At 75.0% G+C, this 25518-nt stretch carries 23 protein-coding genes; 12 read left to right on the forward strand and 11 right to left on the reverse strand.

The window, feature by feature from the left end; all coding sequences use genetic code 11:
* Positions 1-73: 73 nt before the first annotated feature.
* From ACIBH3_RS25460 to ACIBH3_RS25470, 3 genes are all read left to right on the forward strand, one after another.
* A complete protein-coding gene (locus tag ACIBH3_RS25460; RefSeq protein WP_396314386.1) occupies positions 74-430 on the forward strand; it encodes a hypothetical protein in 357 nt (118 codons plus the stop codon).
* 369 nt (positions 431-799) lie between these two features.
* On the forward strand, positions 800-1567 hold the full coding sequence (locus ACIBH3_RS25465) for an ABC transporter ATP-binding protein (RefSeq protein ID WP_396314387.1): 768 nt from the start codon (positions 800-802) through the stop codon (positions 1565-1567).
* Positions 1564-4389: an FtsX-like permease family protein gene (locus ACIBH3_RS25470; RefSeq protein WP_396314388.1), complete on the forward strand. Its 2826-nt coding sequence runs from the start codon at positions 1564-1566 to the stop codon at positions 4387-4389. Before ACIBH3_RS25465 ends, ACIBH3_RS25470 begins: the two co-directional genes overlap by 4 nt.
* An 80-nt stretch (positions 4390-4469) precedes the next feature.
* Here the strand turns inward: ACIBH3_RS25470 and ACIBH3_RS25475 are convergent, their stop codons facing one another.
* Positions 4470-5150 carry a hypothetical protein gene (locus ACIBH3_RS25475; protein WP_396314429.1) on the reverse strand — a complete coding sequence of 227 codons (681 nt, stop codon included), beginning with the start codon at positions 5148-5150 and terminating at the stop codon, positions 4470-4472.
* Between the two features lie 109 nt (positions 5151-5259).
* Between ACIBH3_RS25475 and ACIBH3_RS25480 the strand changes: the two genes are divergently transcribed.
* The 3 genes from ACIBH3_RS25480 to ACIBH3_RS25490 all read left to right on the forward strand — a co-directional run bounded on the left by ACIBH3_RS25480 (position 5260) and on the right by ACIBH3_RS25490 (position 7379).
* On the forward strand, positions 5260-5607 hold the full coding sequence (locus ACIBH3_RS25480; RefSeq protein WP_396314389.1) for a PadR family transcriptional regulator: 348 nt from the start codon (positions 5260-5262) through the stop codon (positions 5605-5607).
* Positions 5604-6539 (forward strand): hypothetical protein, encoded by a 936-nt coding sequence (locus ACIBH3_RS25485; RefSeq protein WP_396314390.1) that lies wholly within the window; start codon positions 5604-5606, stop codon positions 6537-6539. Before ACIBH3_RS25480 ends, ACIBH3_RS25485 begins: the two co-directional genes overlap by 4 nt.
* A 153-nt stretch (positions 6540-6692) precedes the next feature.
* Positions 6693-7379: a copper homeostasis protein CutC gene (locus tag ACIBH3_RS25490; RefSeq protein WP_396314391.1), complete on the forward strand. Its 687-nt coding sequence runs from the start codon at positions 6693-6695 to the stop codon at positions 7377-7379.
* A gap of 111 nt (positions 7380-7490) precedes the next feature.
* On the opposite strand, the gene ACIBH3_RS25495 is transcribed toward ACIBH3_RS25490, so the two are convergent.
* Positions 7491-9539 (reverse strand): HelD family protein, encoded by a 2049-nt coding sequence (locus ACIBH3_RS25495; RefSeq protein ID WP_396314392.1) that lies wholly within the window; start codon positions 9537-9539, stop codon positions 7491-7493.
* 292 nt (positions 9540-9831) lie between these two features.
* Here ACIBH3_RS25495 and ACIBH3_RS25500 point away from each other — a divergent pair, with 292 nt between their 5' ends.
* Entirely contained in the window at positions 9832-10047 is a 216-nt protein-coding gene (locus tag ACIBH3_RS25500) for a hypothetical protein (protein ID WP_396314393.1), read from the forward strand.
* 19 nt (positions 10048-10066) lie between these two features.
* Here ACIBH3_RS25500 and ACIBH3_RS25505 read toward each other — a convergent pair whose 3' ends face one another.
* The 3 genes from ACIBH3_RS25505 to ACIBH3_RS25515 all read right to left on the reverse strand — a co-directional run bounded on the left by ACIBH3_RS25505 (position 10067) and on the right by ACIBH3_RS25515 (position 15157).
* Positions 10067-11710, reverse strand: a complete 1644-nt coding sequence (locus ACIBH3_RS25505) for a DNA repair helicase XPB (RefSeq protein ID WP_396314394.1) — start codon at positions 11708-11710, stop codon at positions 10067-10069.
* A 78-nt stretch (positions 11711-11788) separates the two neighbouring features.
* Positions 11789-12199, reverse strand: a complete 411-nt coding sequence (locus ACIBH3_RS25510; RefSeq protein ID WP_396314395.1) for a hypothetical protein — start codon at positions 12197-12199, stop codon at positions 11789-11791.
* A gap of 411 nt (positions 12200-12610) precedes the next feature.
* Positions 12611-15157 (reverse strand): helicase-associated domain-containing protein, encoded by a 2547-nt coding sequence (locus ACIBH3_RS25515; protein ID WP_396314396.1) that lies wholly within the window; start codon positions 15155-15157, stop codon positions 12611-12613.
* A gap of 158 nt (positions 15158-15315) precedes the next feature.
* Between ACIBH3_RS25515 and ACIBH3_RS25520 the strand changes: the two genes are divergently transcribed.
* The gene (locus tag ACIBH3_RS25520; protein WP_396314397.1) at positions 15316-16056 is read left to right on the forward strand and encodes a hypothetical protein; all 741 of its coding nucleotides are present in this window, start codon (positions 15316-15318) and stop codon (positions 16054-16056) included.
* Between the two features lie 45 nt (positions 16057-16101).
* Here the strand turns inward: ACIBH3_RS25520 and ACIBH3_RS25525 are convergent, their stop codons facing one another.
* Positions 16102-17085, reverse strand: a complete 984-nt coding sequence (locus tag ACIBH3_RS25525) for an ABC transporter substrate-binding protein (RefSeq protein ID WP_396314398.1) — start codon at positions 17083-17085, stop codon at positions 16102-16104.
* A 117-nt stretch (positions 17086-17202) separates the two neighbouring features.
* Between ACIBH3_RS25525 and ACIBH3_RS25530 the strand changes: the two genes are divergently transcribed.
* A complete protein-coding gene (locus ACIBH3_RS25530) occupies positions 17203-17832 on the forward strand; it encodes an HAD family hydrolase (protein ID WP_396314399.1) in 630 nt (209 codons plus the stop codon).
* A 38-nt stretch (positions 17833-17870) separates the two neighbouring features.
* Here the strand turns inward: ACIBH3_RS25530 and ACIBH3_RS25535 are convergent, their stop codons facing one another.
* Positions 17871-18107 carry a hypothetical protein gene (locus ACIBH3_RS25535; RefSeq protein ID WP_396314400.1) on the reverse strand — a complete coding sequence of 79 codons (237 nt, stop codon included), beginning with the start codon at positions 18105-18107 and terminating at the stop codon, positions 17871-17873.
* 204 nt (positions 18108-18311) lie between these two features.
* Between ACIBH3_RS25535 and ACIBH3_RS25540 the strand changes: the two genes are divergently transcribed.
* Both ACIBH3_RS25540 and ACIBH3_RS25545 read left to right on the forward strand, forming a co-directional pair.
* Positions 18312-19454 (forward strand): alpha/beta hydrolase, encoded by a 1143-nt coding sequence (locus ACIBH3_RS25540; protein WP_396314401.1) that lies wholly within the window; start codon positions 18312-18314, stop codon positions 19452-19454.
* A gap of 410 nt (positions 19455-19864) precedes the next feature.
* Positions 19865-20248 carry a cold-shock protein gene (locus ACIBH3_RS25545; protein ID WP_396314402.1) on the forward strand — a complete coding sequence of 128 codons (384 nt, stop codon included), beginning with the start codon at positions 19865-19867 and terminating at the stop codon, positions 20246-20248.
* Between the two features lie 34 nt (positions 20249-20282).
* On the opposite strand, the gene ACIBH3_RS25550 is transcribed toward ACIBH3_RS25545, so the two are convergent.
* The 4 genes from ACIBH3_RS25550 to ACIBH3_RS25565 form a co-directional block, all read right to left on the reverse strand.
* The gene (locus ACIBH3_RS25550) at positions 20283-21128 is read right to left on the reverse strand and encodes a 1,4-dihydroxy-6-naphthoate synthase (RefSeq protein WP_396314403.1); all 846 of its coding nucleotides are present in this window, start codon (positions 21126-21128) and stop codon (positions 20283-20285) included.
* Positions 21121-21867 (reverse strand): futalosine hydrolase, encoded by a 747-nt coding sequence (locus ACIBH3_RS25555; RefSeq protein WP_396314404.1) that lies wholly within the window; start codon positions 21865-21867, stop codon positions 21121-21123. Before ACIBH3_RS25555 ends, ACIBH3_RS25550 begins: the two co-directional genes overlap by 8 nt.
* 4 nt (positions 21868-21871) lie before the next feature.
* The gene (locus ACIBH3_RS25560; RefSeq protein ID WP_396314405.1) at positions 21872-22393 is read right to left on the reverse strand and encodes a hypothetical protein; all 522 of its coding nucleotides are present in this window, start codon (positions 22391-22393) and stop codon (positions 21872-21874) included.
* A 129-nt stretch (positions 22394-22522) separates the two neighbouring features.
* The gene (locus ACIBH3_RS25565) at positions 22523-23884 is read right to left on the reverse strand and encodes an MFS transporter (RefSeq protein WP_396314430.1); all 1362 of its coding nucleotides are present in this window, start codon (positions 23882-23884) and stop codon (positions 22523-22525) included.
* A gap of 606 nt (positions 23885-24490) precedes the next feature.
* Here ACIBH3_RS25565 and ACIBH3_RS25570 point away from each other — a divergent pair.
* Positions 24491-25372 carry a DUF3027 domain-containing protein gene (locus tag ACIBH3_RS25570; RefSeq protein ID WP_396314431.1) on the forward strand — a complete coding sequence of 294 codons (882 nt, stop codon included), beginning with the start codon at positions 24491-24493 and terminating at the stop codon, positions 25370-25372.
* Positions 25373-25518 lie beyond the last annotated feature (146 nt).

Consider the following 25518-nt stretch of genomic DNA (forward strand, 5'->3'; position numbering starts at 1 on the left):
TTGCCGCCGTTCGCCGTTGGCCGCTCGCCGTTCGGGCAGCGGGGCTCGGGGTGGGGTGCGGGACAATGGACGGATGTCCAGTCCTGAAATCGAAGCCGCGCTGCACAACGCCCGGGCGCTGATCCTCGCCGACCTGACCGCGCGGGACGTGGCGGACGCCGCCGTGGTGTCGCTGGTCGAGAACGCCGTGACCCACCGTCGCTGGTGGCTGGAGCAGTGGCCGGACGGCACCGAGTACGTGCTCGGCCTGGTCGCCCAGGACGTCCAGGACGCGCTGCTGGAGGCCTACGGGCGTTGGCCGCTCTGCGAGGCCTGCGCGGCCGCAGGCGACCCGCACGCGCTGAGCGTGGAGCCGGAGCTCGGGCCGGAGCCGCACTGGGTGTGCGGCAAGGAGGGCGCCGTGCTGGCGCCCGTCGGCCAGCTGCGGTAGGCGCCGCGCGGCACGCGTGAGCCTGGTCGCGGCCACCCTCCTGACACCTCCTGACACCTCCTGACACCTCCTGACACAGCCACCGCTGCGCCCCCGAAGGCGCGGGGGTGGCTGTTCCCGTTTGCGCCGCCGCCGCCGCTGCCGGCCGCCGCGCGGCGTGCCCATGGCTGCTCCAAGGGCGACGATTCGTACTGGTTCCTCCGGATTTCGCTATATGCCGGTGACCTGCTTATGCCGTTCGCTTGTGTATGCCCTCCGGGAGCTGTATACATACTCGGTATGCAAGCCGAGGAGGTCGGTCCGGCCGAGAGCCGGCGACCGCAGCACCGGCAACGGCATGTCAAGCGTCCAGCGACACAAGGGGGAACCATGTCCACGTCCGACCCGAGCAGGTCCGGCGGCGGGCCCGTCCTGCACCTGGAGAACGTCACCCGGGTTCACGGCCACGGCGCGTCCGAGGTTCACGCACTGCGCGGAGTGGATCTCCAGGTCCACGCGGGTGAGTTCGTCGCGGTGATGGGCCCCTCCGGCTCCGGCAAGTCCACCCTGCTCACCCTCGCGGGCGGCCTGGACACCCCGAGCACCGGTCAGGTCCTCGTCGAGGGCGTCACCCTCGCCGGCCTCGGCCGGCGGGGCCTCGCCGATGTACGACGCCGCTCCGTCGGCTACGTCTTCCAGGACTACAACCTGATCCCCGCCCTCACCGCCGCCGAGAACGTCTCGCTGCCGCGCGAGCTCGACGGCCTCTCCGGCCGCGCCGCCCGCCGCGAGGCCCTCGCCGCCCTGGCGGAGCTGGGCATCGCGGAACTCGCCGACCGCTTCCCCGACGACATGTCCGGCGGCCAGCAGCAGCGCGTGGCGATCGCCCGCGCCCTCATCGGCGAGCGCCGCCTGATGCTGGCGGACGAGCCCACCGGCGCCCTCGACTCGGCGACCGGCGAAGCCGTCCTCGGCGTGCTGCGGGCCCGCTGCGACGCCGGCGCCGCCGCCGTGATGGTCACCCATGAGCAGCGCCACGCCAGTTGGGCCGACCGCGTGGTCTTCCTGCAGGACGGCGTGATCGCCGACGAGACCGTCCGCCACAACGTCGACACGCTCCACGGCTTCGGTAACGGGCACGTGGGGGTGGGTCGGTGAAGCTCTCCGCCTGGAGTGTCGCCCTGCGCATCGCCCGCCGCGACGCGTTGCGGGCCAAGGGCCGCAGCGCCCTGATCGTCGCCATGGTCGCGCTGCCCGTGCTCGGCGTGGCCGGCGCCGACGTCGTGCACCGCAGCGGCCAGCTCACCCCGGTCGAACGCGTCGAGCGGCTGATGGGCGGCGCCGATGCGCTGATCAGCGCCTACGCCCCGGGCAAGGAGGTCCAGCAGGCGCCGTTCGCCGAGGACGGGGTGCGCGCGGAGGCCGCCGTCGAGGGCCGGCCCGCCACCGCCGAACAGCAGCGCGGCGCCACCACCGAACCGGCCGCGCTGGTGGCCGGGTTGCTGCTGCCCGGCACGACCCTCACCCCCGCCCGGCCCGGCCCCGAGGCCGGCGCGCGCTCACGCGAGGGCCTGCTGCGTACCGAGACCACCGAGGCCGACCTCACCAGGCCGCTCTGGTCCGGACGGCTCGATCTCGTCAAGGGCCGTGCGCCCGGGGCCCCGCACGAGGCGGCCGTCACCCAGGCCTTCCTCGACGAGTCGGGGCTGCGACTCGGCGACGTCACCACGCTCAAGGGCCTGGAGGCCGCGCCGTTCACGCTGACCGGCGTCGTCGAGCACCCCGGGGACCTCTCGAAGGTCGAGTTCATCGGCCGCCCGGGCGAGGTCATCGCCCCGCTGGCCGCGCTCGCCGACGCCGCCCCGGCGGCCGGGGCCGTCCTCGGAGCGCAGCCGGCCGCCGGGCAGCCGGCCGCCGGGCAGCCGGCCGCCGGGCAGGCGGACGCCGAGAGGTCCGCGGTCAGCAAGAACGCCTGGCTGGTGCAACTGCCCGCCGGGGCCCGCCTGGACTGGGCCAAGGTCCAGGAGTTCAACCGGTACGGATACAGCGTCACCTCGCGTACCGTCGCGCTCGACCCGCCCGCCGGCGCCGACGTCCCCTACTACCAGAACGGCCGTTGGGGCTCCGACACCTCCGTCGGCGCAGGCACCGCCGTTCTCGTCGGCACCGTCGCCGGCATGGCGCTGCTGGAGGTCGCCCTCCTCGCCGGGCCCGCCTTCGCCGTCGGCGCCCGCCGCTCCCGCCGCCAGCTCGCGCTGCTCGCCGCCGCCGGCGGCCACCGCGGCCACGTCCGCGCCGTCGTTCTCGGCAGCGGCATCGTCCTCGGCCTGGCCGGCGCGCTCGGCGGTGTGCTGCTCGGTAGTGGGCTGGTCGTAGTGCTGCGCGCCTGGATCGAGCAGGCCGGCGGCAGCCGCTTCGGGCACATCGAGTTCCGGCCGCTGGATCTGCTCGCCATCGCCGCCGTCGGCGTCGTCACCGCGCTGCTCGCCGCGGTGCTGCCCGCCGTCCAGGCGAGCCGGCGGGACATCACGGCCGGCCTCGCCGGCCGCGACACCGTCACCGCCCCCAGCAAGTGGGTCACGGTGCTCGGCCTGCTGATGGTGGCCGGTGGTGTCGGCGCCGCCCTGTACGGCACCAGCGCGTACGAGACGGGGGCGATGCCCGTCGTCGGCGGCTTCACCACCCGCACGCTCTCCGTGCTGGGCGGTGCGGTGACGGCCGAACTGGGCCTGCTGCTCTTCACCCCGCTGCTGCTCTCGCTCTGCGGGCGGCTCGCCCGCTCGCTGCCGCTCGGCCCGCGGCTCGCGCTGCGGGACTCCGCCCGCCACCGCGCCCGTACGGCTCCCGCCGTCGCCGCCGTGATGGCCGCCGTCGCCGGAGCCGTCGCCGTCGGTGTCTACACCGCCGGCAGCGACGCCCAGGCCCGAGCCGACTACCGCCCCCGCACGCCGGTCAACGCCGTCACCCTCACCGTCGACGCCAAGGCCGACAGCCCCGAACTGCCGCAGCTGCGCAGGGCCGTCGAGCAGGATCTGGCCGGGCTCGGCGAACGCGCCGACCTCTACCAGGCCGTCCACGTCTTCTGCGCCGGCTGCCAGAGCACCGTCTACCTCAAGGGCGCCCCGGGCGGCCGGCCGGGCCGTGACCAGGAGCAGGGCCGGCTGGTCGCCGGAGACGCCGCCGCGCTGCGCAACCTCTTCGGCCTGCACGACCCGGCTGCGGAGAGCGCCCTGGCGGCGGGCAAGGTCGTCGTCTTCGACCGCGCCTACCTCCAGGACGGCAAGGCCGTCCTCCAGCTGCGCGGGAGCGGCGGCGGCCCGACGCAGCCCGGCGAGATCCCCAAGCCCGCGGTCCAGGAGGTCCCGCTGGACGCCGTCCTGATCGACAACCCGGCCGCGGCCCGCTTCGGGCCCGCGCTGGTGAGCCCCGCGACGGTGCAGAAGGCCGGTCTGCGGGCCGACCCGATCGGCTCGGTCTGGCTGCCCGCCGACGCGCCCGGCGGCAAGTCCGAGCAGCGTGCCGCCGCGACCGCAGTGCGGATCATGCCGTACGCCCTGCTCGACGTGGAGCGCGGTTACCAGCCGAAGAGCGATGTGGCCACGCTCTCGCTCAGCGCCTTCGCCGCCCTGATCGTCATCGGCGCCGCCGCCATCGCCACCGGACTCGCCGCCGCCGACTCCCGGCAGGACCAGGCCACCCTGGCCGCCATCGGCGCACCGCCGAGGATCCGCCGTACCCAGGCGGGCCTCCAGTGCGCGCTGATCGCCCTGATCGGGGCCGCCCTCGGTACGGTCAGCGGGTTCGTCCCCGCGCTGGGTCTGCTCAGGTCCCGCGCCGCCGGCCACATGGGGCCGACCGCCCCGCTCGCCGTGCCCTGGACGACGATTGCCCTGCTCGTGCTGGCACTGCCCGTCCTGGCCGGGCTCCTCAGCGCCGCTCTCACCCGCTCCAGGGTGCCGCTCACCCGGCGGGCCAGCTGACCCCGGCCCCCGCCACCGGCCCCGTCGCCGGCCCCGACCCGGCTCCGCCGTCGGCGGGCCCGGTCGGGGCGGGTGGCGTGCTACCGGCCGTCCTCCAGGCGTTCCAGCTCGGCGGCGAGGTTGGTGCGGGCCAGGGCGTCGAACCGCTCGCGGGCCGTGCGGGTGCGGTAGAGCGCGGGCAGCGCCAGCAGTTGGCGCAGGACGGCCGCGCGCCCGGCGCGGAAGTCCGGCTCGGGCACGAAGGCGTACTCCTCCCGGACGGCCGCCGCGTACGCCGCGTACGCGCCCGGCTCGCCGCCGAGGACGGCGAGGTCCGCGTCGCAGAGCACCTCGCCGTCCCGGTCGCCGGGTTCGGGGCGGTGACTGACGGTCAGCCGCACCAGCCGGGCCACCCGCTCCACCCGGTCGGCCGGCAGCCCGGCCTCGGTGAGCGCGCGGACGGCCAGTGCGGCGCTGCGCTCCTCGTTCTCCGAGCGGTCCGGCCGGTAGACGGCGTCGTGGAACCAGGCCGCCAGCCGTACGGCGTCCGGATCGTCCGCGTGCCCGGCGAGTGCGTCGACGTGGTCGAGCACCGCCCGCAGGTGGTCGGTGGTGTGGTACCGGCGCTGCGGCTCGGCCCAGCGGGTCAGCAGCTCGCGGCCGTACGGCTCGGGGTCGACCGTGGCGCCGCAGCGGCGCAGCAGGGCGGACCAGCGCTCGGCGAGGGCTTCGGCCGGCGACGGCACGGCTCCGGAGGGCGGTACGGCTTCGGGCGACGGCATGGGTTCGGGCGACGGCATGGGGACATTCTGATCCCTGCGCCGGACGTCCCGTCAGGCCGGCCCCTTGAGTCGCTGTACAGAATATGCCGGTCACCGATATATATGGACCATGACAGAACGCTCCATGCAGGAGCCGACGCTGCTTCTGCTCACCGCACTCGCCGATGCGCCGAGGCACGGCTACGCACTCATCCAGGAGGTCGCCGAGATCTCCGGTGGCCGTGTGAAGATGCGCACCGGCACGCTCTACGGCGCCCTCGACCGGTTGCTCCAGCAGGGCCTGATCGAGGTGGCCGAGGAGGGGATCGTCGACGGCCGCGCGCGCCGGACGTACGCGCTGAGTTCGGCCGGCCGTGCGGCCCTGGCCACCGAGGCCGACCGTCTGCGGGCGGTCGTCGCCGAGGCGGACCGCCGCCTCACCATCATTCGCCCGAGGGTCAGGGGAGCCTTCGCATGACCATGACCGATTCCGCACTACGGGCCGCCCTGCGGCTCTATCCGGTCCGCTACCGCCGCGAGCGCGGCGAGGAGATGGCCGCCACCTTCGCCGAGACCACGGCCGGGTCCTCGGGGCACGCGGCCGCGCGGGAGGTCCTCGACCTCGCCGCGTACGGCCTGCGGTTGCGCCTGGGGCTGGCGTCCGGCGCACTGCCGGCCCGGCTGGCCGCGATGGCCGCGCCGTTCGCGGTCGGCGCGGCGGCCGGTGTCCCGCTGGCGCTGCTGGAGCGCCGGTTCCGGGGCGGGCTGCTGAACCTGGAGGCCGGCCCGTCGTTCGGCGTCGCCTGGGTGCCGGCGCTGCTGGCCGTGGTGGCGGCGCTGTTCGGGCGCTGGGCGGTGACCCGCGCGCTGGCCGTGCTGGGCGCGCTCGCCGTCGCGGCGCAGGCCTGCTTCGACTACTCCTACCTGTTCAGGTACGAGGCGTTGAACAGCTGGGGACTGGCCCGGTGGGCCGCGATGGTGGCCCCGCCCGTGCTCTGGGCGCTGATGCTGCTCGCGATCCCGTCGGACCTGCTGCCCCGGATGACCTGGGCGCGCCGGGCCGCGGTGCTGGCCTCGATGCTGACGGTCTTCGCCGCGTGGCGGATGTCCGACGTCCTCGGGCAGTCGGTCAGGCAGCTGACGTACTGGGACGCGGGGGTGCTCTGCCTCGCCCTGGCGGCCGTGGTGGGGGCGGCGCGCGGGCGCTGGCTACCGGCCGCGCTGGCCGTCACGAGCCTGCCCCTGCTGATGGCCTCCAGCCTAAACGGCATGCACTACACGGCCGGTGCGTTCCACAACCCGGTGTTCGTGCTGATGATGCCGGCCCTCGCCGTGGTGGTCGCCATCGGCCTGCGCTCGGTGCAGCATCCCGAGGTCGCGTTCTCGAAGCAGCCGTCGGTCGCGGACTGAGGCCGGGCGGTAGGCGGCGGGCAATCGGGCGTGTGGGCGCCCGGTTGCCCGCTTCGGCGTGCCCCGGTGCGCTCGGACGCGTTGCGGTGCGCTCCGCCGTGCGCCGGCGTGCGGGGCTCGCCGGGGGGTGGGGCGATGTGGCAGGGTGAGCACATGTCTAGACCAATCTTCGAAGTGATCGCGCTGACCGCCCAGGACGCCAGGGCCGCCGAGTCCGGCGGCGCCGACCGGCTCGAACTGGTCTCGGACATGGCCGCCGACGGGCTCACGCCCGCGGTGGCGGAGTTCGCCCGGATCCGCGCCGCCGTACGGATCCCGCTGCGGGTGATGCTCCGGATCCGGGACGGCTTCGCGCCCGGGAGTGTCGACGACCTGCGGGCCCGGGCCGCCGCGCTGCGCGCGGAGGGCGCGGACGAGTTCGTCCTCGGGTTCCTGGCCGCGGACGGCGCCGTCGACCTCGCCGCCACCCGGGCGGTCGCCGAGGCCGTGGCCGGCTGCCGCTGGACCTTCCACCGGGCCGTCGACCACAGCGCCGACCGGGCCGCCGTACGGGCCGCCGTCGGTGACCTGCCCGGTCTGGACACCTTCCTGACGTCCGGGTCGGCCGCGGGCGTGGACGCCGGCCGCGAGGTGCTGGCGACCGAGCTGGCCAGGGCGGGGGAGCCCGGCTACCGGCAGCGGATCCTGATCGGCGGCGGCCTGCGCGCCGAGCACGTACCCGGGCTGCGGGCGGCCGGCTTCGACGCCTTCCACGTCGGCGGCGCGGTCCGGGCCGACGGCTGGGAGTCGCCGGTGGACGCGGCCAAGGTCGCCGAGTGGCGGGCGCTGCTGGACGCCTGAGCCACCGTGCGCGCGGGCCCGCGCCCGCCTGCGGGGACTGAGGGGCGGATACCGGGGGCGGACACGGGGGCGGGTGCCCGTACGGCGCCCGCCCCCTCGGCGTCGCCGCCCTCAGCCCAGCTGCTCCGGCAGCGGGCGGGCGTGCAGCACGGCCAGGCCCGAGACGGCTCGGGTGAGCGACACGTACAGCCGGCGCAGCCCGGTGCGCTCGTCCGGCTCGCCCTCCACGACGGCGGCGGGCTCGTCCAGGACCACGTAGTCGTACTCCAGGCCCTTGGCCAGCGAGGCCGGCACCAGGGTCAGCCGGGCCTCGGCGGTGGTCTCCTCGCCCGGCGTCAGATACGCCAGCCCGGCCTCGGCCAGCGCCTCGGCGAGCAGCGGGATGCGGGCGTCCGCCGCGATCAGGCCGGTCGAGCCCTCGTGGGCCAGCGCCTTGCGGCAGGCCTCGACGACGGCCGGCACCAGGTCGTCCTCGATCCGGGTGACGCTCAGCGACCCCGGCGTGTCGCGGATCGAGGTGGCCGGGGCCAGCCCGGGGGCGATCGCGGGCAGCAGCCGGGAGGCGTACGCGATCACCTCCTCCGGCACCCGGAAGCCCTTGGTCAGCTCCTCGATGTGGGCGCCCGGCTTGCCCAGGTGGTGCAGGGCCTCCGGCCAGCCGGCCGTGGCCCAGGGCGTGGTGCCCTGGGCGAGGTCCCCGAGCACGGTCGCCGAACCGGTGGTGCAGCGCCGCCCGACCGCCCGGTACTGCATGGGGGAGAGGTCCTGCGCCTCGTCGAGCACCACATGGCCGAGCGAGGGGGTGCGCTGCACCAGGTCGGTCGCCTCGTCCACCAGGACGGCGTCGGCCTGCGTCCAGGGGGCGGTGCGGACCGAGCGTCCGGGCCTGGCCCAGCGGATCGCGCGCTGCTCCTGCTCGTCGAGGATGCCCTCGGCGCAGCGCGCGAGGAACTCCTCGTCCGAGAGCAGCCGGTGCACCAGCTTGGCCGGGTCCACCGGCGGCCAGCAGGCCTTGACCACGGCCTTGACCTGGGGGTTGCGGGCGACGGCGTCCTGCACCCGGTCGTCCGGCGCCTCGCCGCCCTGCTCCATCTTCAGCAGCACGGCGTGCGCGATCCGCTGCGGCAGGGCCTCGCCCGCGGCGCCGTAGCGGATCTCGCGGGACTTCAACTCCTCGACGATCTCGACCAGTTCGTACGCCGGGACGCGCCAGCGGCGGGAGCCGCGGACCACCACGCAGGGCTCGGTGGGCAGCGTGATGCCGGCCCGTACGGCCCGCCGCAGCACCTCGGCCATCCGGGCGTCGCCCTTGAGCCTGGCCGCCTCGGCGTCGTCCTCGCCGCGCACCTCCACGTGCGCGACCAGCTGCTGGACGGTGGCCTGGGCCACCTCCAGCTCGCCGAGCGCCGGGAGCACCTGCTCGATGTAGGAGAGGAAGGCGTTGTTGGGGCCGATCACCAGCGTGCCGGTACGGGCCAGGCGCTCGCGGTGCGCGTACAGCAGGTAGGCGACGCGGTGCAGACCGACGGCGGTCTTGCCGGTGCCGGGGGCGCCCTGGACGCAGATGGTGCCGCCGACGTCGGCGCGGACGATCTCGTCCTGCTCGGGCTGGATGGTGGCGACGATGTCGCGCATCGGGCCCACGCGGGGCTTCTCGATCTCGGCGGCGAGCAGCGCGGAGGCGGTGTCGGCCTCGGCCGGGTCGCTCAGGTGCTCGTCCTCGTACGCGGTCAGCTCGCCGCCGGTGTAGCCGAAGCGGCGCCGGCGCTCGACGTCCATCGGCTCGGTGCGGCTGGCCCGGTAGAACGGCTGGGAGACGGGCGCACGCCAGTCGATCACCATCGGGTCGCCGGCGGCGTCGTGCACGTGGCGGCGCCCGATGTAGAAGCTCTCGCCGGTGGCGCCCTCGGCCAGCTCCTCGCTGATCGCGTGCAGGTAGTCCAGCCGGCCGAAGAACAGCGGGGTGTGGGCGAGGTCGGCCAGCGCCGCGATCCGGCTGGTGATCTGGTTCTGCAGGACGACGGCGGCGACCCAGGTGCCGGTGACGTCACGGATGTCCAGGGACTCGGCCTCCTCGCGCATCGCGCGCAGTGCGGCCCGGGACGCGGCCAGGTGTTCGCGTTCGCGCTGGAGGGGGTCGGTGGTGGGACTGGCGGGCACAGCGAACCTTTCCGGCTGCCCTGGTGCAGGTGCAGCGGACTCGTCGTAGCTCACGGTGGGGGACACCGGCCGGTTGCCGAGCGGTCGGTACCTCCCCCGGCTGCCGACGGACGGCACCACGGTTCGGGAGGGGGCAGACGGAGAATCCTAGACCCGTCGGAGTCAGGGTGCTAACGGATTTCCCCCCGGCTCACCTCGGGGGCGCCGTACGCCGCAGGTACGACATCCGCTGCGGGGGGATACGGCCTTTCGGGTGATGTGCCGGGGGTGGCCGAAAACTACTGTGGAAGGCATGAGCACCGTAGAGATGACGGCGCCCCGGGCAGCGGCCACGACCCGCCGGGTGCGCGCACCGAAGACCACCACCCGCCCCGCGGGCGGCGGCGCCAGCCCCGTGCGCCCCGGCCGCCGCCGTAACCGGCTGGCGACGGCCGTCCGCAATGTCGGCATCGCGCTGGGGACCACCGCCCGGGTCGTCTTCCTCGGCCGGGACGGCGTCGGCCTGTGACCTGGGGCGTCAGCCGCCGTCAGCCCTGGAGCACGTCGTCCGCGTCGATGATGCGGTAGGCGTAGCCCTGCTCGGCCAGGAAGCGCTGCCGGTGGGCGGCGAAGTCCTGGTCCACGGTGTCGCGGGCGACCACCGAGTAGAAGTGGGCCGAGTGCCCGTCCGCCTTGGGGCGCAGTACGCGGCCCAGGCGCTGGGCCTCCTCCTGGCGGGATCCGAACGTCCCGGAGACCTGGATGGCGACGGTCGCCTCGGGCAGGTCGATGGAGAAGTTGGCCACCTTGGAGACCACCAGGACGCTGATCTCCTTGGTCCGGAAGGCCTCGAAGAGCTTCTCGCGCTGGGCGTTGCTGGTCTCGCCCTTGATCACCGGGGCGTCCAGGACCTCGCCGAGCTCGTCCAGCTGGTCGATGTACTGGCCGATGATCAGCGTCTGGTCCTTCTCGTGCTTCTTGACCAGCGCCTCCACCACCCGCCGCTTGGTGGCGGTGGTCGCGCAGAAGCGGTAGCGCTCCTCCGGCTCGGCGGTGGCGTACGCCAGGCGCTCGGAGTCGGTGAGGGTGACGCGGACCTCGCAGCAGTCGGCGGGCGCGATGTAGCCCTGTGCCTCGATCTCCTTCCAGGGGGCGTCGAAGCGCTTGGGGCCGATCAGCGAGAACACGTCCCCTTCGCGGCCGTCCTCGCGGACCAGGGTCGCGGTCAGGCCGAGCCGGCGGCGGGCCTGGAGGTCCGCGGTGAACTTGAAGACCGGCGCGGGCAGCAGGTGCACCTCGTCGTAGACCACCAGGCCCCAGTTGCGGGCGTCGAACAGCTCCAGGTGCGCGTAGGCGCCCTTCCGCTTGGTCGTCATCACCTGGTAGGTGGCGATGGTGACCGGGCGGATCTCCTTCTTCGTGCCGCTGTACTCGCCGATCTCGTCCTCGGTGAGCGTGGTGCGCTTGACCAGCTCGTGCTTCCACTGGCGGGCCGAGACGGTGTTGGTGACCAGGATCAGCGTGGTGGACTTGGCCTCCGCCATGGCCGCCGCGCCGACCAGCGTCTTGCCCGCGCCGCAGGGCAGCACGACCACGCCGGAGCCGCCGTGCCAGAAGCCCTCGACGGCCTGCTGCTGGTACGGGCGCAGCTGCCAGCCGTCCTGCTCCAGGTCGATCGGGTGCGCCTCGCCGTCCACGTACCCGGCGAAGTCCTCGGCGGGCCAGCCCAGCTTGAGCAGCACCTGCTTGATCTGGCCGCGCTCGGAGGGGTGCACCACCACGGTGTCGGGGTCGACCCGCGCGCCGACCAGCGGGACGATCTTCTTGGAGCGCAGCACCTCCTCCAGCACCGGGCGGTCGGTGGTGGTGAGCACCAGGCCGTGGGTGGGGTGCTTGCTCAGCCGCAGGCGCCCGTACCGGGCCATGGTGTCGGCCACGTCCACCAGCAGGGCGTGCGGAACCGGGTAGCGCGAGTACTTCACCAGCGCGTCGACGACCTGCTCCGCGTCGTGCCCGGCGGCGCGGGCGTTCCACAGTCCGAGCGGGGTGACGCGGTAGGTGTGGACGTGTTCGGGCGCGCGCTCCAGCTCCGCGAACGGGGCGATGACGCGGCGGCAGTCCGCGGCCTTCGGGTGGTCGATCTCCAGGAGAAGTGTTTTGTCGCTCTGGACGATGAGTGGTCCGTCATTCACGCGGGGAAGCCCTCCACTGGCTCGGCTGGTTCGACGCAGACCCTCCAGTGTCGCGCATTCCCCGCGCGGGTGGTGCGGTCACTTCCACTCGTAGACCTTGGAGGCGCCCTTCCCGCTCCCGTCGGTGTCGTACTCGAAGAGGCCGACCACGTCGTTGAGCTTGGCGAAGCTCTCGGCGGGCGACTCGAAGTAGATCACTCCGCGCCACTTCATCGCGCCGCCCGGCCCGGTGAAGTGGCCGATGCCGCTGCCGTGCCAGCTGTACGTCTCGCCCTTCTCGCTCATCCCGACGCCCTGGCCCTCGCCGAACAGAGAGCCGTCGGTCCGTAGTTGCGACTCGTACGACGCGAACTCCGTGACGGGCACCCCGAGCACCTGGCCGGTCGCCTCGAAGGACACCTCGATCACCGGGTGCAACCCGTCCGTGGTGGCCAGCACCCGCCGGCCGCTGTCCGTGCTCTGGATCTCGCCTATCAGGTCACCGAGCATGACGCCTCCTTCCGGAACCCCCCTGGATTGGGCTCGGCTCGCCGCCGAGGCGCTCCGGTCCGGTGCCGACGGTCGTCGCTCCCCCGCTCGCTTCGCTCCCTTCCTCGCTCCTCGCTTTCGGCACCGGCGCGCCCCTTCGGCTCGCTCGTGGTCCCCACCTTCCGGCGTACGCCGTGCCGCTGGGCGCGTCAAGCGCAGGTGACCGGAACCCGCGCCGGTTGTTGAACCGGGCACCAACGAGCCCGAGCGCCTCCTCACCGCACTCGCGGCGGGCGGCTTCCTGCTCGCCGACGTGGTGAGCGGCGGCAGCATGCCTCTCTCCCCGGGCGACCCGAGGACGCCGGCCGGCCGGGCGGTGAAGTCGCAGAGCCGGGCGCCGCACGCCCCGAGGCGGGGTGACGGCGCGTCGGCTCAGGCCTTCTCGTCCAGCTCGGCGACGCCGGTGATGCGATGCAGGGCGAAGCGGCGCAGCTCGTCCGCGTGGTGGTCGAAGGCCGTGACGAAGCCGCCCTCGACCTTCACCGGATCGATGACCCGCTGCGAGGCGAGGCCGTCGGCATTGATGTAGCCGATCCACATCCGCTCGCCGAGCATGACGGCGGTCTGCAACGCCGCGAGGGTGTCGGCGGCCGCGGTGCGCGGGAGTTGGCGGGTGTCGCTGCGGGCCGGGCCGCTCTGCTGGACGTTGGCCGCCGGGCCGTTGACGGTCTCGCGGCGGACGGCGGTGGCGGCCCGGTCGCCGGCCCTGATGGCCTTGAGGGCGGCGCCGAGCAGGCTGTCGTCCGGGGTCGGCGGGCCGTCCGGCACGGGGGTGGGGGCGGCGCGCGGCGGGGTGCGGTGGCTGCCGGGGCGGCTGATCAGCACATCGCCCTCGGCGGATTCGGCGGACGGCGCGTAGCCCATCATCCGCAGCGAGGCGAGCAGTGCCTGCGGGGTGGCCTGGGCGGCCAGCACGGTGGGGGCGAGCAGGCGAAGGCGCAGATCCACCGAGCGGCGGTCGGCGAGCACCTCGGCGAGCAGTGCGGGGTCGTCGCAGCGCAGGTAGGAGGAGGCGGCGCCGACCCGCAGCACCCCGTGCCGGCGGGCGACGTCGTCGATCAGGTAGCTGAGCGGCTGCGGCACGGGCGTGCGGGAGTGCTGGTCCAGGAAGACGTGCAGGTCGGCGGCGGTGCGGCCGGCGTCCAGGGCGCGGCGGACGGATTCGGCGCTGAACCGGTAGACCGTCGCCCCGCCCTTGGACTCGATGTCCGCGCAGAGCGCGAGCGCCTGGGAGAGCGGGGTGAGCAGCGGGCCGGGCGCGATCGCGGTGAGGTCCGGCTGGAGGATGACGTGGTCCAGCGGCTGGGGGAGCAGCGGGGTGAGGGCTGGGGCCGGGTCGAGCCCGGCGAGCAGTGCGCGGGCGGGGGCGGCCAGCGCGCCCCGGCCGGTGATGCCGAGCTGTTCGGCCTCGCCCAGCGTCCACCGGACGAGGTCGTCGCGCAGCTCGTGGCCCTCGGCGTTGGTGGGGCCGCTGCGCAGCGGGCGCTGCCAGCGCAGGGTGGGCAGCAGCTCCTCGGCGGTTGCGGCGGTGCCGGCCGGGAGGGTGCCGAGCAGGGTCAGGGCGGCGCGGCGTACGGACGGCGCGAGGGTGCGGTCCAGCTCGGGGCCGAGGGCGGCGCGGGGTTTGCCCTTGCTGTCGGGGGTGCCGGTGAGGGCGGGGATCCGGGTGGCGGCGAGCCAGCTGCCGGCGAGGAGCGTCCAGCGGTCGGCGGTGGTGCGCTGGAGCCAGCTGTCGTACGCCGGGGTCGGGGCCCAGCGTTCGTCGGCCTCGCCGTCGGGGGCCAGCAGACCGGCGCCGTAGGCGAGTTCCAGCCAGAACGCGGCGGTCTGCTCGGTGGTCTCCAGCAACTGGGCGGCGCGCTTGAGGTCGCGTACGCCGACGCCCCCGGCGCGCAGGGTGGGCGGCGGAGTCAGGCCCCAGTGGTCGAGCAGCTCCTCGATCGTGCGTACGGCCGTGTGCGCCTGCCCGGCCGCCGCGCTGTCCACAGCCTGTGGATCGCGGGGCGGTGCGGCGGGGACCACGGCCGGCGCGGCCGCCTCGACGGCGCGGTGGCTGCGGCCGCCGCGCAGGTGCAGGGCGAGTTCGCGGGGCAGTACGACACTGCCGGTGCTGGAGGGGAGCAGCAGTCCGCGGGCGAGCAGCCACTCGACGGGGCTGCGGACCTCCTCGGCGGTGACGGGGCGGGCGGCGTCCGGGACGGTGCCGGTGGGCGGGCCCCAGACCAGGCGCTCCAGCAGGCGCAGGGCGGGTTCGGGGGCCTCGGCGAGCAGTGCGGCGCAGCTTCTGCGGTCGGTGAGCAGGCCGGCGAGGGCGGCGATCGCGGTGACCGGGTCGGGGGTGGGCGGCAGGCCGGCGGAGGCCAGCAGCTGCTGGAGGCGGGCCGGGGACATCCCGGTGGTGGCCTCGGCGAGGGTCGGGCCGAGGCCGGTGCGGCCGGGGTTGGTGGCGGTCGGCGCGAGCGCCTCGCGGACGGCGATCACCAGGCGCAGGGCGTTGTCCGGGCCCCAGAGCAGGGCGCGTTCGCGCAGCGTGGTGAGGGCGGCGGGCAGTGCCTCGGTGACGGCCGCGCGGTCGACCGGCTCCGCCAGGGGGTGGGGCTTGACCCGCGCCGGGCCGGTGAGGAGGTTGCGGATCGCGGTGTGCGGGCTGCCGTCGGGGGCGGCGGCCAGGGCCTCGGCGACCTGGAGGGTGAAGCGGTCCAGGCGTTCCAGCGCGCGCAGGGCGGAGGCGCGTGAGGAGAGCCGGGCGGCGAGCTGGGTGAGGTCGCCGGGGACGGGGTTGAGCAGGTCGGGGCGGGACCGGAGCAGGGCGGCGAGGGCCTCGTCGGGGCGGGTGCGGAGCTCCTCGGCCAGGGTGCGGGGGCCCGCGCCGGGCTTGCCGGGGCGGGGCTCGCGGGGCTCGCTCTGCTGTGCGGTCATCCGACCTAGGTTAGTCGGGTACGGGTTCCTTTGGGGGTGCCGTCCTTCCCGGGCCCCCGTGAGGGCACGGGCCGGGCAGGGGGCTCGCGTCGGCGGGGGGCCGGTGGGTAGCGTCTCGGGCGGCGGGTCGGGTGGTTGAGCAGGGGCGGTGGTGGGTGATGGCGGACGGCGAGTGGTGGCGGGTGGCCGGGCCGTGGCGGGTGGTGGGCCAGGGCGCCGGCGAGGAGCGGGAGGGCCCGGCGGAGCCGGGCGAGGACGAGAGCGTGTACGCCTCGCAGGGCCCCGAGGAACCGGCCGGGCCGGCGGCGCCCGTACCGCCGAAGCCGGCCCGGGCGCTGCTGGTCGCCCCGGCCGCCGCCGGGGGGCTGCCGACGGCGGCGGACTTCCCGGGGTGGGACTCGGTCTCGCTGGACTTCTCGGACATCGAGCAGCCGCCGCCCCCGGTGGTGCCGGAGCAGCGCGCGCCGGTGGCTCTGGAGCCGGAGCCGGCGCCGGGGCCGGCGCCCAAGCCGGTGGCGGCCGTCCGGGCGCCGCGGCGGGGACTGCTGACGGGCCGTCGGCCCTCGCCGCTGCTGCTGCTCTCCTCGGCGGTGCTGGTGGGCGGCGCGGTCACGGGGATGCTGCTGGTGATGCTGGCCGGGTGGGGGCTGGCGTACCTGTCCCGGCAGCTGGGCGATCTGTCCCGGAAGTTCGCGGTGCTCGGCATCCCGCTGGCGACCATGACCGGTACGACGGTGTGGTTCTGGGGCCGGGCGCAGGGGCGCTGGGGGGCGGCCCTGCAGCCCGGGCAGCAGGTCGGGCACGAGGCGTGGGGAGCCGCGCCCGGGGTGCTGCGGCTGGCGGCGGTGCTGTCGGCGCTGTTCCTGCTGGCGGTGGCGCTGCGCCGGCGGGTGCAGTGAGAGCGGCGCCGAGCGGGGGGTGAGGTACGGGCGGGTGTTCCCGGGTCACCCGCCGAGGAGCCGCAGCAGCTCGTCCAGCACGGCGTTCGCCCCGGTGTAGCCGATGCCCTGGAACCAGAGCTGGTCGTCGACGGGGAACGCGCGATGCGCCCTGACCGCCCCGAGGGCCTGCCAGCCGGGGCTCGCCAGCACGGCGGTGGCGCCGGCCCGGCCGGGGTCGCCGTAGGTCGCGTAGAACAGGTGGTCGCCGTCGGCCCTGGCGATCTGGTCGGCGGGGATCTCGACGGCGAACTGGTCGACGTTCTGCGCGTCGGGCCGCCCGAGCTGGACGTCGGAGAGCAGCGTGCCGGGGAAGCTCTGCCGGCCGTACAGGCGGATTCCCGCGCCCTCGACGAAGCGGACGAGGCTGATCCTGCGGCCCGCCCTCCCGGCGGCCGACAGGCCCTGGACGACCTGTGAGACGTGACGCTGGTAGGAGCCGACGAAGGCGGCGGCGGCGCGCTGCCGGCTGAGGGCCTGGGCGTGCAGCTGGAAGTTGTCCTTCCAGGCGGAGCCGGTGGTCTGGGTGAGGACGGTGGGCGCGAGCTCGCGCAGGACGTCGTAGTGCGTGCCGTCCGTGGTCTGGTTGCTCAGGATGAGGTCGGGGCGCAGGGCGCGGATGGCCGTGTAGTCGGGGTTGCCGATGGTGCCGACGTCCCGGATCCGGGCCAGCCGGGAGACCGGCCAGTAGTCCGGCAGGTCCTGGTCGACGGGGGCGCGGGCGGCTCCGACCGGGGTGATGCCGAGCGTCATCGCGGAGTCGAGCTCGGCGGTGTCGAGGGTGACCACGCGCAGCGGCGCGCCGGGCACGGTCACCGGGCCCCGGGCGGTGTTGACGGTGACGGGCGGTGGCGGGGTCGGGCTGGGGGATCCGTCGGGGCCGGTGGCCAGGGCGGTGTCCGGGGCGCCGCCGAGGATGCCGTGGCAGCCGGTGAGGGCTGCTGCGCCGAGCCCGGCGAGCAGCGCCCGGCGGGAGATCTGCTGCGTCATCGGCACCCCTTGGGCTCGGCGATTCGTCGATTATGTCCGAAATCGTCCTCGGGGCTCGCCGTCCTGGCCGCAGCGGCCGGACCGAGCCGCCGAAATGCCGTTGGGTAGCCTGACGGCATGTCTGCCACCCCGAACGCCCCGCTCACCGTCGGCTTCGATCTCGACATGACCCTGCTCGACACCCGGCCCGGCATCCGTGCCACCTATGTCGCGCTGTCGGCGGAGACCGGGGTGCACGTGGACGCCGATCTGGTGGTCACCCGGCTGGGCCCGCCGCTGGAGCAGGAGATCGGCAACTGGTTCCCCGCCGAGCGGGTGTCGGAGGTGGCCGACCGCTACCGCGCGCTGTACCGGGAGCTGGCCTTCGCCCCGACCGTCCCGCTGCCGGGCGCCCACGCGGCCGTCGAGGCGGTGCGCGAGGCCGGTGGCCGGGTCGCGGTGATCACCGGGAAGTACGAGCCGAACGCCCTGCTGCACCTGGAGCACTCGGGCCTGCACGCCGACGTGGTGGTGGGGGACCTCTGGGCGGAGACCAAGGGCGCGGCGCTGCGCGAGCACGGCGCCACCGTCTACGTCGGTGACCACCTGGGTGACATCAGGGGCGCGCTGTTCGCCGGCGCGGTCGCGGTCGGTGTCACCACCGGGCCCTACGGCGCGGACGAGCTGCGCGCGGCGGGCGCCGACGTGGTCCTGGCCGACCTGACACTGTTCCCCGCCTGGCTGGCCGCCCACCTCGCCGAGGCCTGAGCGCCTGAGCGCCTGAGCGCCCGGGCGTCCTGAGGGCGCTACGCCCCGGCGTTGGCGCGGCGGCGCTGGGCGCGGGCCGACAGCAGCAGCCCGACCAGGCAGAGCAGGAAGCCCAGCGGCATCAGCATGCTCAGCCAGTACGCGGCCGTCGGCAGCGGCGTGAGGTGGAAGAACAGCGGCACGAAGGTGACCAGGGTGGCGATCGCACCCAGCCCGAAGACGATCGCACCGGCCCGGACGTACGCGTCGCCTCGGTCGGCGGTCTGGCTGCTCACTCGGGTGCTCCTCGGCTCCTGCGACGGAAGGCTCCTGCGACGGAAGGTGCCCCCAGTGTCGCAGAGCGCCCCGCACCCCCGTCGATCGGCGGGGGTGCGGTTCCACCCTGGCGGTCAGTCGCGGCGCGGGCCGGGCGGGCACCCTTAGAAGGGGGTAGGTGGCGGCCCGGTCCGCCGGTGTCGGCAAACGGGGGACGCGCGCGCATGGGTCTGACGAGTCACAAGGTCCTGGCGCTGTCCGCGCTGCTGTCGGTGCTGATGGTGGCCGCCACGATCTGGCTCTGGCCCCGGCTGGCGGGGCGCGGCTGGGCGGTGCTGGCCGGCCGGTTGGGCACCATCGTGGCCACCCAGCTGGCCGTGGTCTGCACGCTCGGCCTGCTGGCCAACAACTCCTTCGCCTTCTACAGCAGCTGGGACGACCTGCTGGGCACGGGCGACGACGGTCCGGTCACCATCCAGGACCAGTTCGGCGCGGACGCCCAGGGCAACGCGCTGGTGCAGCGGATCGCGGGCGAGAACGTCCGGGGCGGCGGCGCGGTCGGCCGTGACCCGGCACAGGCCGGCAAGCTGGACCGGATCAGGATCCCCGGCGTGGCGAGCGGCCTGGCCACCGAGGGCTACGTCTACCTGCCGCCGCAGTACTTCCAGCCCGAGTTCAAGGAGAAGCGCTTCCCGGCGACGATCGTCATCACCGGATTCCCGGGGGACGCCAAGAACCTGGTCACCAAGCTGAACTACCCGGCGGCCGAACTCCAGCTGATCCGCGAGGGCCGCACCCGCCCCACCGTGCTGGTGCTGATGCGTCCCTCCCAGTCGATGCCGCGCGACACCGAGTGCGAGGACGTCCCCGGCGGCCCGCAGTCCGAGACGTACTTCACGCGGGACGTGCCGCGTACCGTCCAGGCCTCCTACCGGGTCGGCGCGGGCGCCCGCTCCTGGGCCGTGATGGGGAACTCCACCGGCGGCTACTGTGCGTTGAAGCTGGCGATGAAGCACCCGGACGTCTTCGGTGCCGGGGTCTCGCTCGCCGGGTACTACCAGGCCGCCGAGGACCCGACCACCGGCGACCTCTTCGCCGGCGACGGCCGGCGCCGGGACGAGGCCAACCTGGAGTGGCGGCTGGCCCACCTGCCCAAGCCCGCGGTCGCGCTGCTGGTCGGCGGGAGCCGGGAGGGCGACGGCGACTACTACCGCAGCACCCAGGCCTTCGTGGCCGCCGCCAAGGGCAGCCCGACGAAGGTCTCCTCGATCACCCTGGACACCGGCGGGCACAACTTCAACACCTGGTCCCGGATGCTCCCCGCGTCGCTGGGCTGGATCGGGCAGCACCTGGCCGACCCGGCCTGAGCACCCGCGGCCCGGCCCCGGCGGCGCGCCCGGCCCGGGCCCGCCGGTCGCGGCCCGGCCCCCGGCTCGTCACGTTACGCAGTTTCCCGGCAGCTGGGAGTTTTGATCGCTGCTGGGCGGGGGTATGCAGGCTGTGCACGGGGTGCGTCCAGACACCCCGCCGTCCGACCGGGGGTGAGAGCCAGTGGGCAGCGCCATGCCGCGCCCTGGTCTTGCCGCGCCCGGCCCCGGTTCGCCCGCGAGAGCCGAGCGCGGACCTCGGGCGGAACGGGAATGACGCCTTGACGGCCCGTTAGTCTGCTCCCTGCGGCGTGTCGACCACGCCCGCCCGTCGGGCGCGGCCCGCCCTCCATCCAGAGATCCCCGGCCCGGGCCGGGATCCCTCACACCCACACCGAGGACTGTTCGAGATGCCCACCGGCCAGGTCAAGTGGTTCAACGAGACGAAGGGCTTCGGCTTCCTGTCGCGCGACGACGGCGGCGACGTCTTCGTTCACACCAAGGCGCTGCCCGCCGGTGTCACCGTGCTGAAGCCGGGCCAGCGGGTGGAGTTCGGCGTGGTCGCCGGGCACCGTGGCGACCAGGCGATGTCCGTGACGCTGCTGGAGGCACTGCCCTCGGTGGCCGCCGCCCAGCGCAGGAGCGCCGACGACATGGCGCCGATCGTCCAGGACCTGATCACCACGCTGGACGCCGTGCTCCCCGGGCTCCAGCACGGCCGGTACCCGGCCAAGGCGACCGGCCAGAAGCTGGCCGGCCTGCTGCGCGCGGTGGCCGACCAGTTCGACGTCTGAGCACGCCTGGGACGGGCGGCGAGGGAGTACGCCCTCAGCGCTCCAGCGCACCCGGGCCGAGCGGGGGCACCAGCCCCTCGGCGGCGGCCCGGGTGAGCAGCGCCCGCACCGCCGCGTAGCCGGCCTCGCCGAGGTCGGCGGTGAACTCGTTCACGTACAGCCCGATGTGCTGGTCGGCGACGGCCGGGTCCATCTCCTGGGCGTGCGCCAGCACGTACGGGCGGCTGGCCTCCGGGTCCTCCCAGGCCAGCCGGACGGAGCTGCGGATCGCCGCCGTGACGGCCGCCAGCCGCTCGGTGCCGAGCGAGCGCCGGGCGATGATCGCGCCGAGCGGGATCGGCAGGCCGGTGTCCTGCTCCCACGCCTCGCCCATGTCGGCGAGCTTGCGCAGCCCGTACTGCTGGTAGGTGAAGCGCGCCTCGTGGATCACCAGGCCGGCGTCCACGCGGCCGTCCCGGACGGCGGGCATGATCTCGTGGAACGGCAGCACCACGATCTTCCCGAGCCCGCCGGGTACCGCCGAGGCCGCCCAGAGGCGGAACAGCAGGTACGCGGTGGAGCGCTCGGAGGGGACGGCGACGGTCCTGCCGCCGAGGTCGTCGCCGGCGTCCGGGCGGGTCAGCACCAGAGGTCCGCAGCCGCGGCCCAGGGCCCCGCCGCAGGGCAGCAGGGCGTACTCGTCCAGCACCCAGGGGAGCGCACCGTAGCTGATCTTGAGGACGTCCAGCTCCCCGCGCTCGGCGAGGGAGTTGGTGACGTCGATGTCCGCGAAGGTGACCTCGGGCGTCTCGGCGCCGGGCACCAGGCCGTGTGCCCAGGCGTGGAAGACGAAGGTGTCGTTGGGGCAGGGCGAGTAGGCGACGCTCAGCCGTTCAGCCACGGCCGGCCTCCTTGAGCAGCTCCGGACAGGGCAATGCGCGCAGTGCCCGCTCCAGCGCGGCCAGTGCGTCGCCGATCCGCCAGGCGGAGCGGTCGCGCGGGCCGACGGCGTTAGAGACGGCGCGGATCTCGAACACCGGCAGGCCGTACCGGGCGGCCGCCTCGGCCACTCCGAAGCCCTCCATGGCCTCGGCCACCGCACGCGGGTGGCGGGCGGCCAGCGCGGCGGCCCGTTCGGCGGTGCCCGTGACGGTGGAGACGGTGAGCACGGTGCCGGCCACGGCGCCCAGGGCTTCGACGGCGAGCGCGACGGCGGCCGGGGGCGGGCTGTGGCGGACGGTCCCGAAGCCCAGTTCGGTGACGTCGGCGAACCCCTCGGGTGTCTCGGCGCCCAGGTCGGCGGCGACGATCTGCTCGGCGACCACGACGGCGCCCAGCGGTGCCCGAGGGGCGAAGCCGCCGGCGATCCCGGCCGAGACGACCAGGTCGTAGCGGTGCGCCGCGAGCGCGGCGGAGGTGGCGGCCGCGGCCGCGGCCGGGCCGACCCCGCCGGCCAGCACGTCCACCTCGACACCGCCGGCCCGCCGGGCGCGGTGCAGGGCGCCGCCGGGCAGCGGGACGGGCCGTGCGTCACCGCCGAGGCCGCGCAGCACGGCCTCGGCCTCGGCCGGCACGGCGGTGACGACCAGCAGCCGGGCCTGCGGCAGGCCCGGCCGCCCGTCACCGGCGGCGACGCTCATCGCGTCAGGCGTCCTTGTTGTTCAGCTGGAAGTACCAGACGCCGTAGATCGTCTGGCTCTTCGGGTCGGACTCGACGACGGTGACCAGGGTCTTGCCGTCGGCCTGGAGCGCCTGGCCGGCCGGGACGGAGCCCGAGTAGGTGGAGTCCTTGCCCGCGCTCTTCAGGTTGAACCGGCCCTGCGGGCCACCGCTGGTGAAGGCGAACCAGCCCTTGTCCGCGACGTCCGGGGTGACGCCGACGCCGATCCGGTCGCTGGCGACCACGTCGGATGAGGGCAGCGTGCCGGCCTTCAGCGCCTCCTGGGCCTTGGCCTGGCACGCCTCCTGCGCCTGGTCGTCCAGCGGCTGGCCGCCGTTGCTGCAGAGCGGTGCGACCTCCTGGGAGGACCGGCCGACGGTCAGGGTGGCGCGCTGGTCGGTGGGCTTGTCCTTGTCGCTCGCGTGGGCGACCGAAACGCCGACCGTGACGCCACCGATCACGACGACGGCGCCGATGGCGGCGATGACACGGGTGCTGAGGCTCATGGCAGAGAGGCTACCGGGCTTTGCCGATCACGCTACGCGGGGGTCGGCAACCGCGTGTTGACCGTGTCACCCGGGCGCGGCCACCGCCCGGGCCGCCGGGGCCGCTCGGACCACCGCGCGGGCCGCCGCTCACGCCACGCGGGCGGTCGCCGGGCGCCCGCGCGGGCCGACCCTGATCAGCGAGCGCACCGTCAGCAGCAGGACGAAGCCCACCACGCCGGCCGCCACCCACAGGCCGAGCGCGCCGTCCAGCGGCAGCGTGATGCCCAGCGCGCCACCCGCCACCCAGGACAGCTGGAGCACCGTCTCGGAGCGGGCGAAGGCAGAGGTCCGCACGGACTCCGGGACGTCCCGCTGGATCACCGCGTCCAGGGCGAGCTTGCCCAGCGAGGCCGCCATCCCCGCGACCGCCGCGACCACCACCACCGTCACCACGCCGTACCAGAGCGCCGCCGCCGCGGCGGCCGCGGTGGCCAGCGCCAGCATCGCGGTGACCGTCGCCTCCGAGCCCCGGGTACGCAGCCAGGAGCCGAGCACCGAGCCGGTCGCGTTGCCCGCGCCGGCCGCGACCGCGACCAGGCCGAGGGCGACCGTCGGGTCCAGGCCGCCGATCGGGTCGTCACGCAGCAGGAACGCCAGGAACATCACCAGGAAGCCCACCAGCCCGCGCAGCGCCGCCACCGCCCGCAGGGCCAGGATCACGGACGGGCCGACGGTGCGCAGATTCGCCTTGGGGGGCTTCGCGGCGGGCTGCGGGGCGGGCTCCCGGGCCCGCTCGCCGAGGGAGGTCCCGCCCGGCGAGGCGTGCGCGCCGTGGTGCTGCCCGTGCCCGTGCAGCAACCCGTGCGGGTGGTCGTCTGCGTGCAGGACGGCGCGCTGCTCGCCCTTGGCGGAGTCCACCTTGTGCGGCAGGTGGAAGGCCATCAGGGTGCCGATCACGAAGACCAGGAACGCCCCGCGCAGTGGCCAGCCGGGCCCGGCCAGATGCAGCAGCGCGCCGATCGGCGCCGCCACGAAGGTGGCCAGCAGACCCGCCAGGGTGACCCGGGAGTTCGCCTTCACCAGGGACAGCCGTTTGGGCAGCAGCCGGGGCACCACGACGCTGCGCACCACCCCGTACGCCTTGGAGGCGACCAGCACGCCGAGCGCCTCCGGGTAGAGCGCGAGCCCGCCGGTGGCGACCGTGCCGGCCATCGTCCAGGCCAGCACCGCGCGGGCCAGCATCGACATCGCCATGGCGGCCCGGCGGCCGTGCGGCAACCGGTCCAGCAGCGGGCCGATCACCGGGGCCAGCAGGGCGAACGGCGCCATCGTGATCAGCAGGTACAGCGCGACCCGCCCGCGGGCCTCGCCGGTCGGGACGGAGAAGAAGATGGTGGACGCCAGGGCGATGGTGATCAACATGTCGCCGAAGGAGTTCAGCGCGTGCAGCTCGATCAGCTTGGCCAGGCCCGACTCGCCCGCGCCCTCGGCGGAGGTGGCCCGGCGGATCCGGCGCCCGGTGCCGTGCACGACCCGGCCGGTACGCAGCCCGACCGAGGAGGCGCCACGGACCAGGACGTTGCGGTGCGGGGGCTCGGGCGACTGCTCCTCGTACTCCGGCGGGGCCGGCCCGCCGGCGTCGGGAGCGGGGTCGCCTTCGGGCCGCGCGGACCCGTCCGCCTGCTGCGGATCGACGTCGTCCGCAGGGAGGACCGGGGGTTGATGTCGCGGCACGGCGGCCGGCTCGTCGGGGCTGCCGTCCTGTGAGGCGTGCACCGTGTGCTGCGACGGTTTCTCGTCCGCCACGTAGCCATCCTGCCCGAGAAACCCGACCGGGACGAGGGATTCCGCTCCTCTCGGCGCGGCCCCCGCGGCCCCGGGGTGTCCCCGGCAGCCGACCGGCGGGTAGCCTGCCCCTTGCGTCATTGTCCTGTACGTCGCCATCCGTGCGCCAGGGCCGCCGAGGGGGAACCGGGCGGGTGGGCGGCGCGGTCGGTACCCGACGGGGCCGGTAGTCGCGCAGAATAGGGGAAGAAGCCCCTGGCCGCGACGGAACAGGCAACACGCCGTAGGCAACAGAAGAACTGGGAGAGAATCGACGCCGTGAGTGCTGCGATGCGAAGCCGTACCCCCGATCGGCTCTGTGCCGAGGCCGTCGAGCTCGCCCGGCAGGCAGCGGTCGAGGCGGTCGGCCCCGAGACGGTAGGGGCGCACCTGGGCGCCCAGGCGGACGCCGAGCGGGTCGTCACCCACACCTTCGAGTGCCTGGACGCCGCCTACCGCGGCTGGCACTGGGCCGTCACCGTCGCCCGCGCGCCCCGGGCCAAGAACATCACGCTGGACGAGGTCGTGCTGCTGCCCGGCCAGGACGCGGTGCTCGCCCCGCAGTGGGTGCCGTGGAGCGAGCGGCTGCGCCCGGGCGACATGGGCCCCGGCGACCTGCTGCCGACCGACGCCGACGACCTGCGGCTGGAGCCCGGCTGGACGGGCGAGGACGAGCCCGCGCCGAACTCCGTCGCCGCGCTGGTGGCCGAGGACGACCTGGAGATCACCGACCCGCACATCCAGCCGGCCCCGGCCCGGGCCCGGATCGGCGCCATCGCCGAGGAGCTCGGCATGGGCCGCTCCCGGGTGCTCTCCCGGCTCGGCCTGCACCTGGCGGCCGACCGCTGGGAGAAGGCGCACGGCCCGCAGACGCCGATGGCCCAGGCCGCCCCGGCCAGTTGCAACAGCTGCGGCTTCCTGATCCCGATCGGCGGCTCGCTCGGCCAGGCGTTCGGCGTCTGCGGCAACGAGTTCGGCCCGGCCGACGGCCAGATCGTCTCCTTCGCGTACGGCTGCGGCGGGCACTCCGAGGCCGCCGTCATCCCGGCTCCGCCGGCGCCGTCCGAGCTGATCCTCGACGAGCTGGTGATCGAGCCGCTCCAGCTCCACCCGGACCGCTCCAGCGGCTCCGTCGAGCCCGACGCCCCGGCCGAGGAGCTCGGGCACAGCTGATTGTTGGGGGCTCGGCTCGCGGTACTTCTGGGGCTCGGCTCGGCTCGCGGGTCTGCTTCTGCCGTTCCTTCGGGCGTGGGGGCGGGCGCGGGGTGGACGCCGGTGCTGCCTTGGACCGCTCGCGGGTCCGTTCCTCAGGCGGCGTC

The organism is Kitasatospora sp. NPDC050543 (genome assembly GCF_044457565.1).
Classification (GTDB): Bacteria; Actinomycetota; Actinomycetes; order Streptomycetales; family Streptomycetaceae; genus Kitasatospora.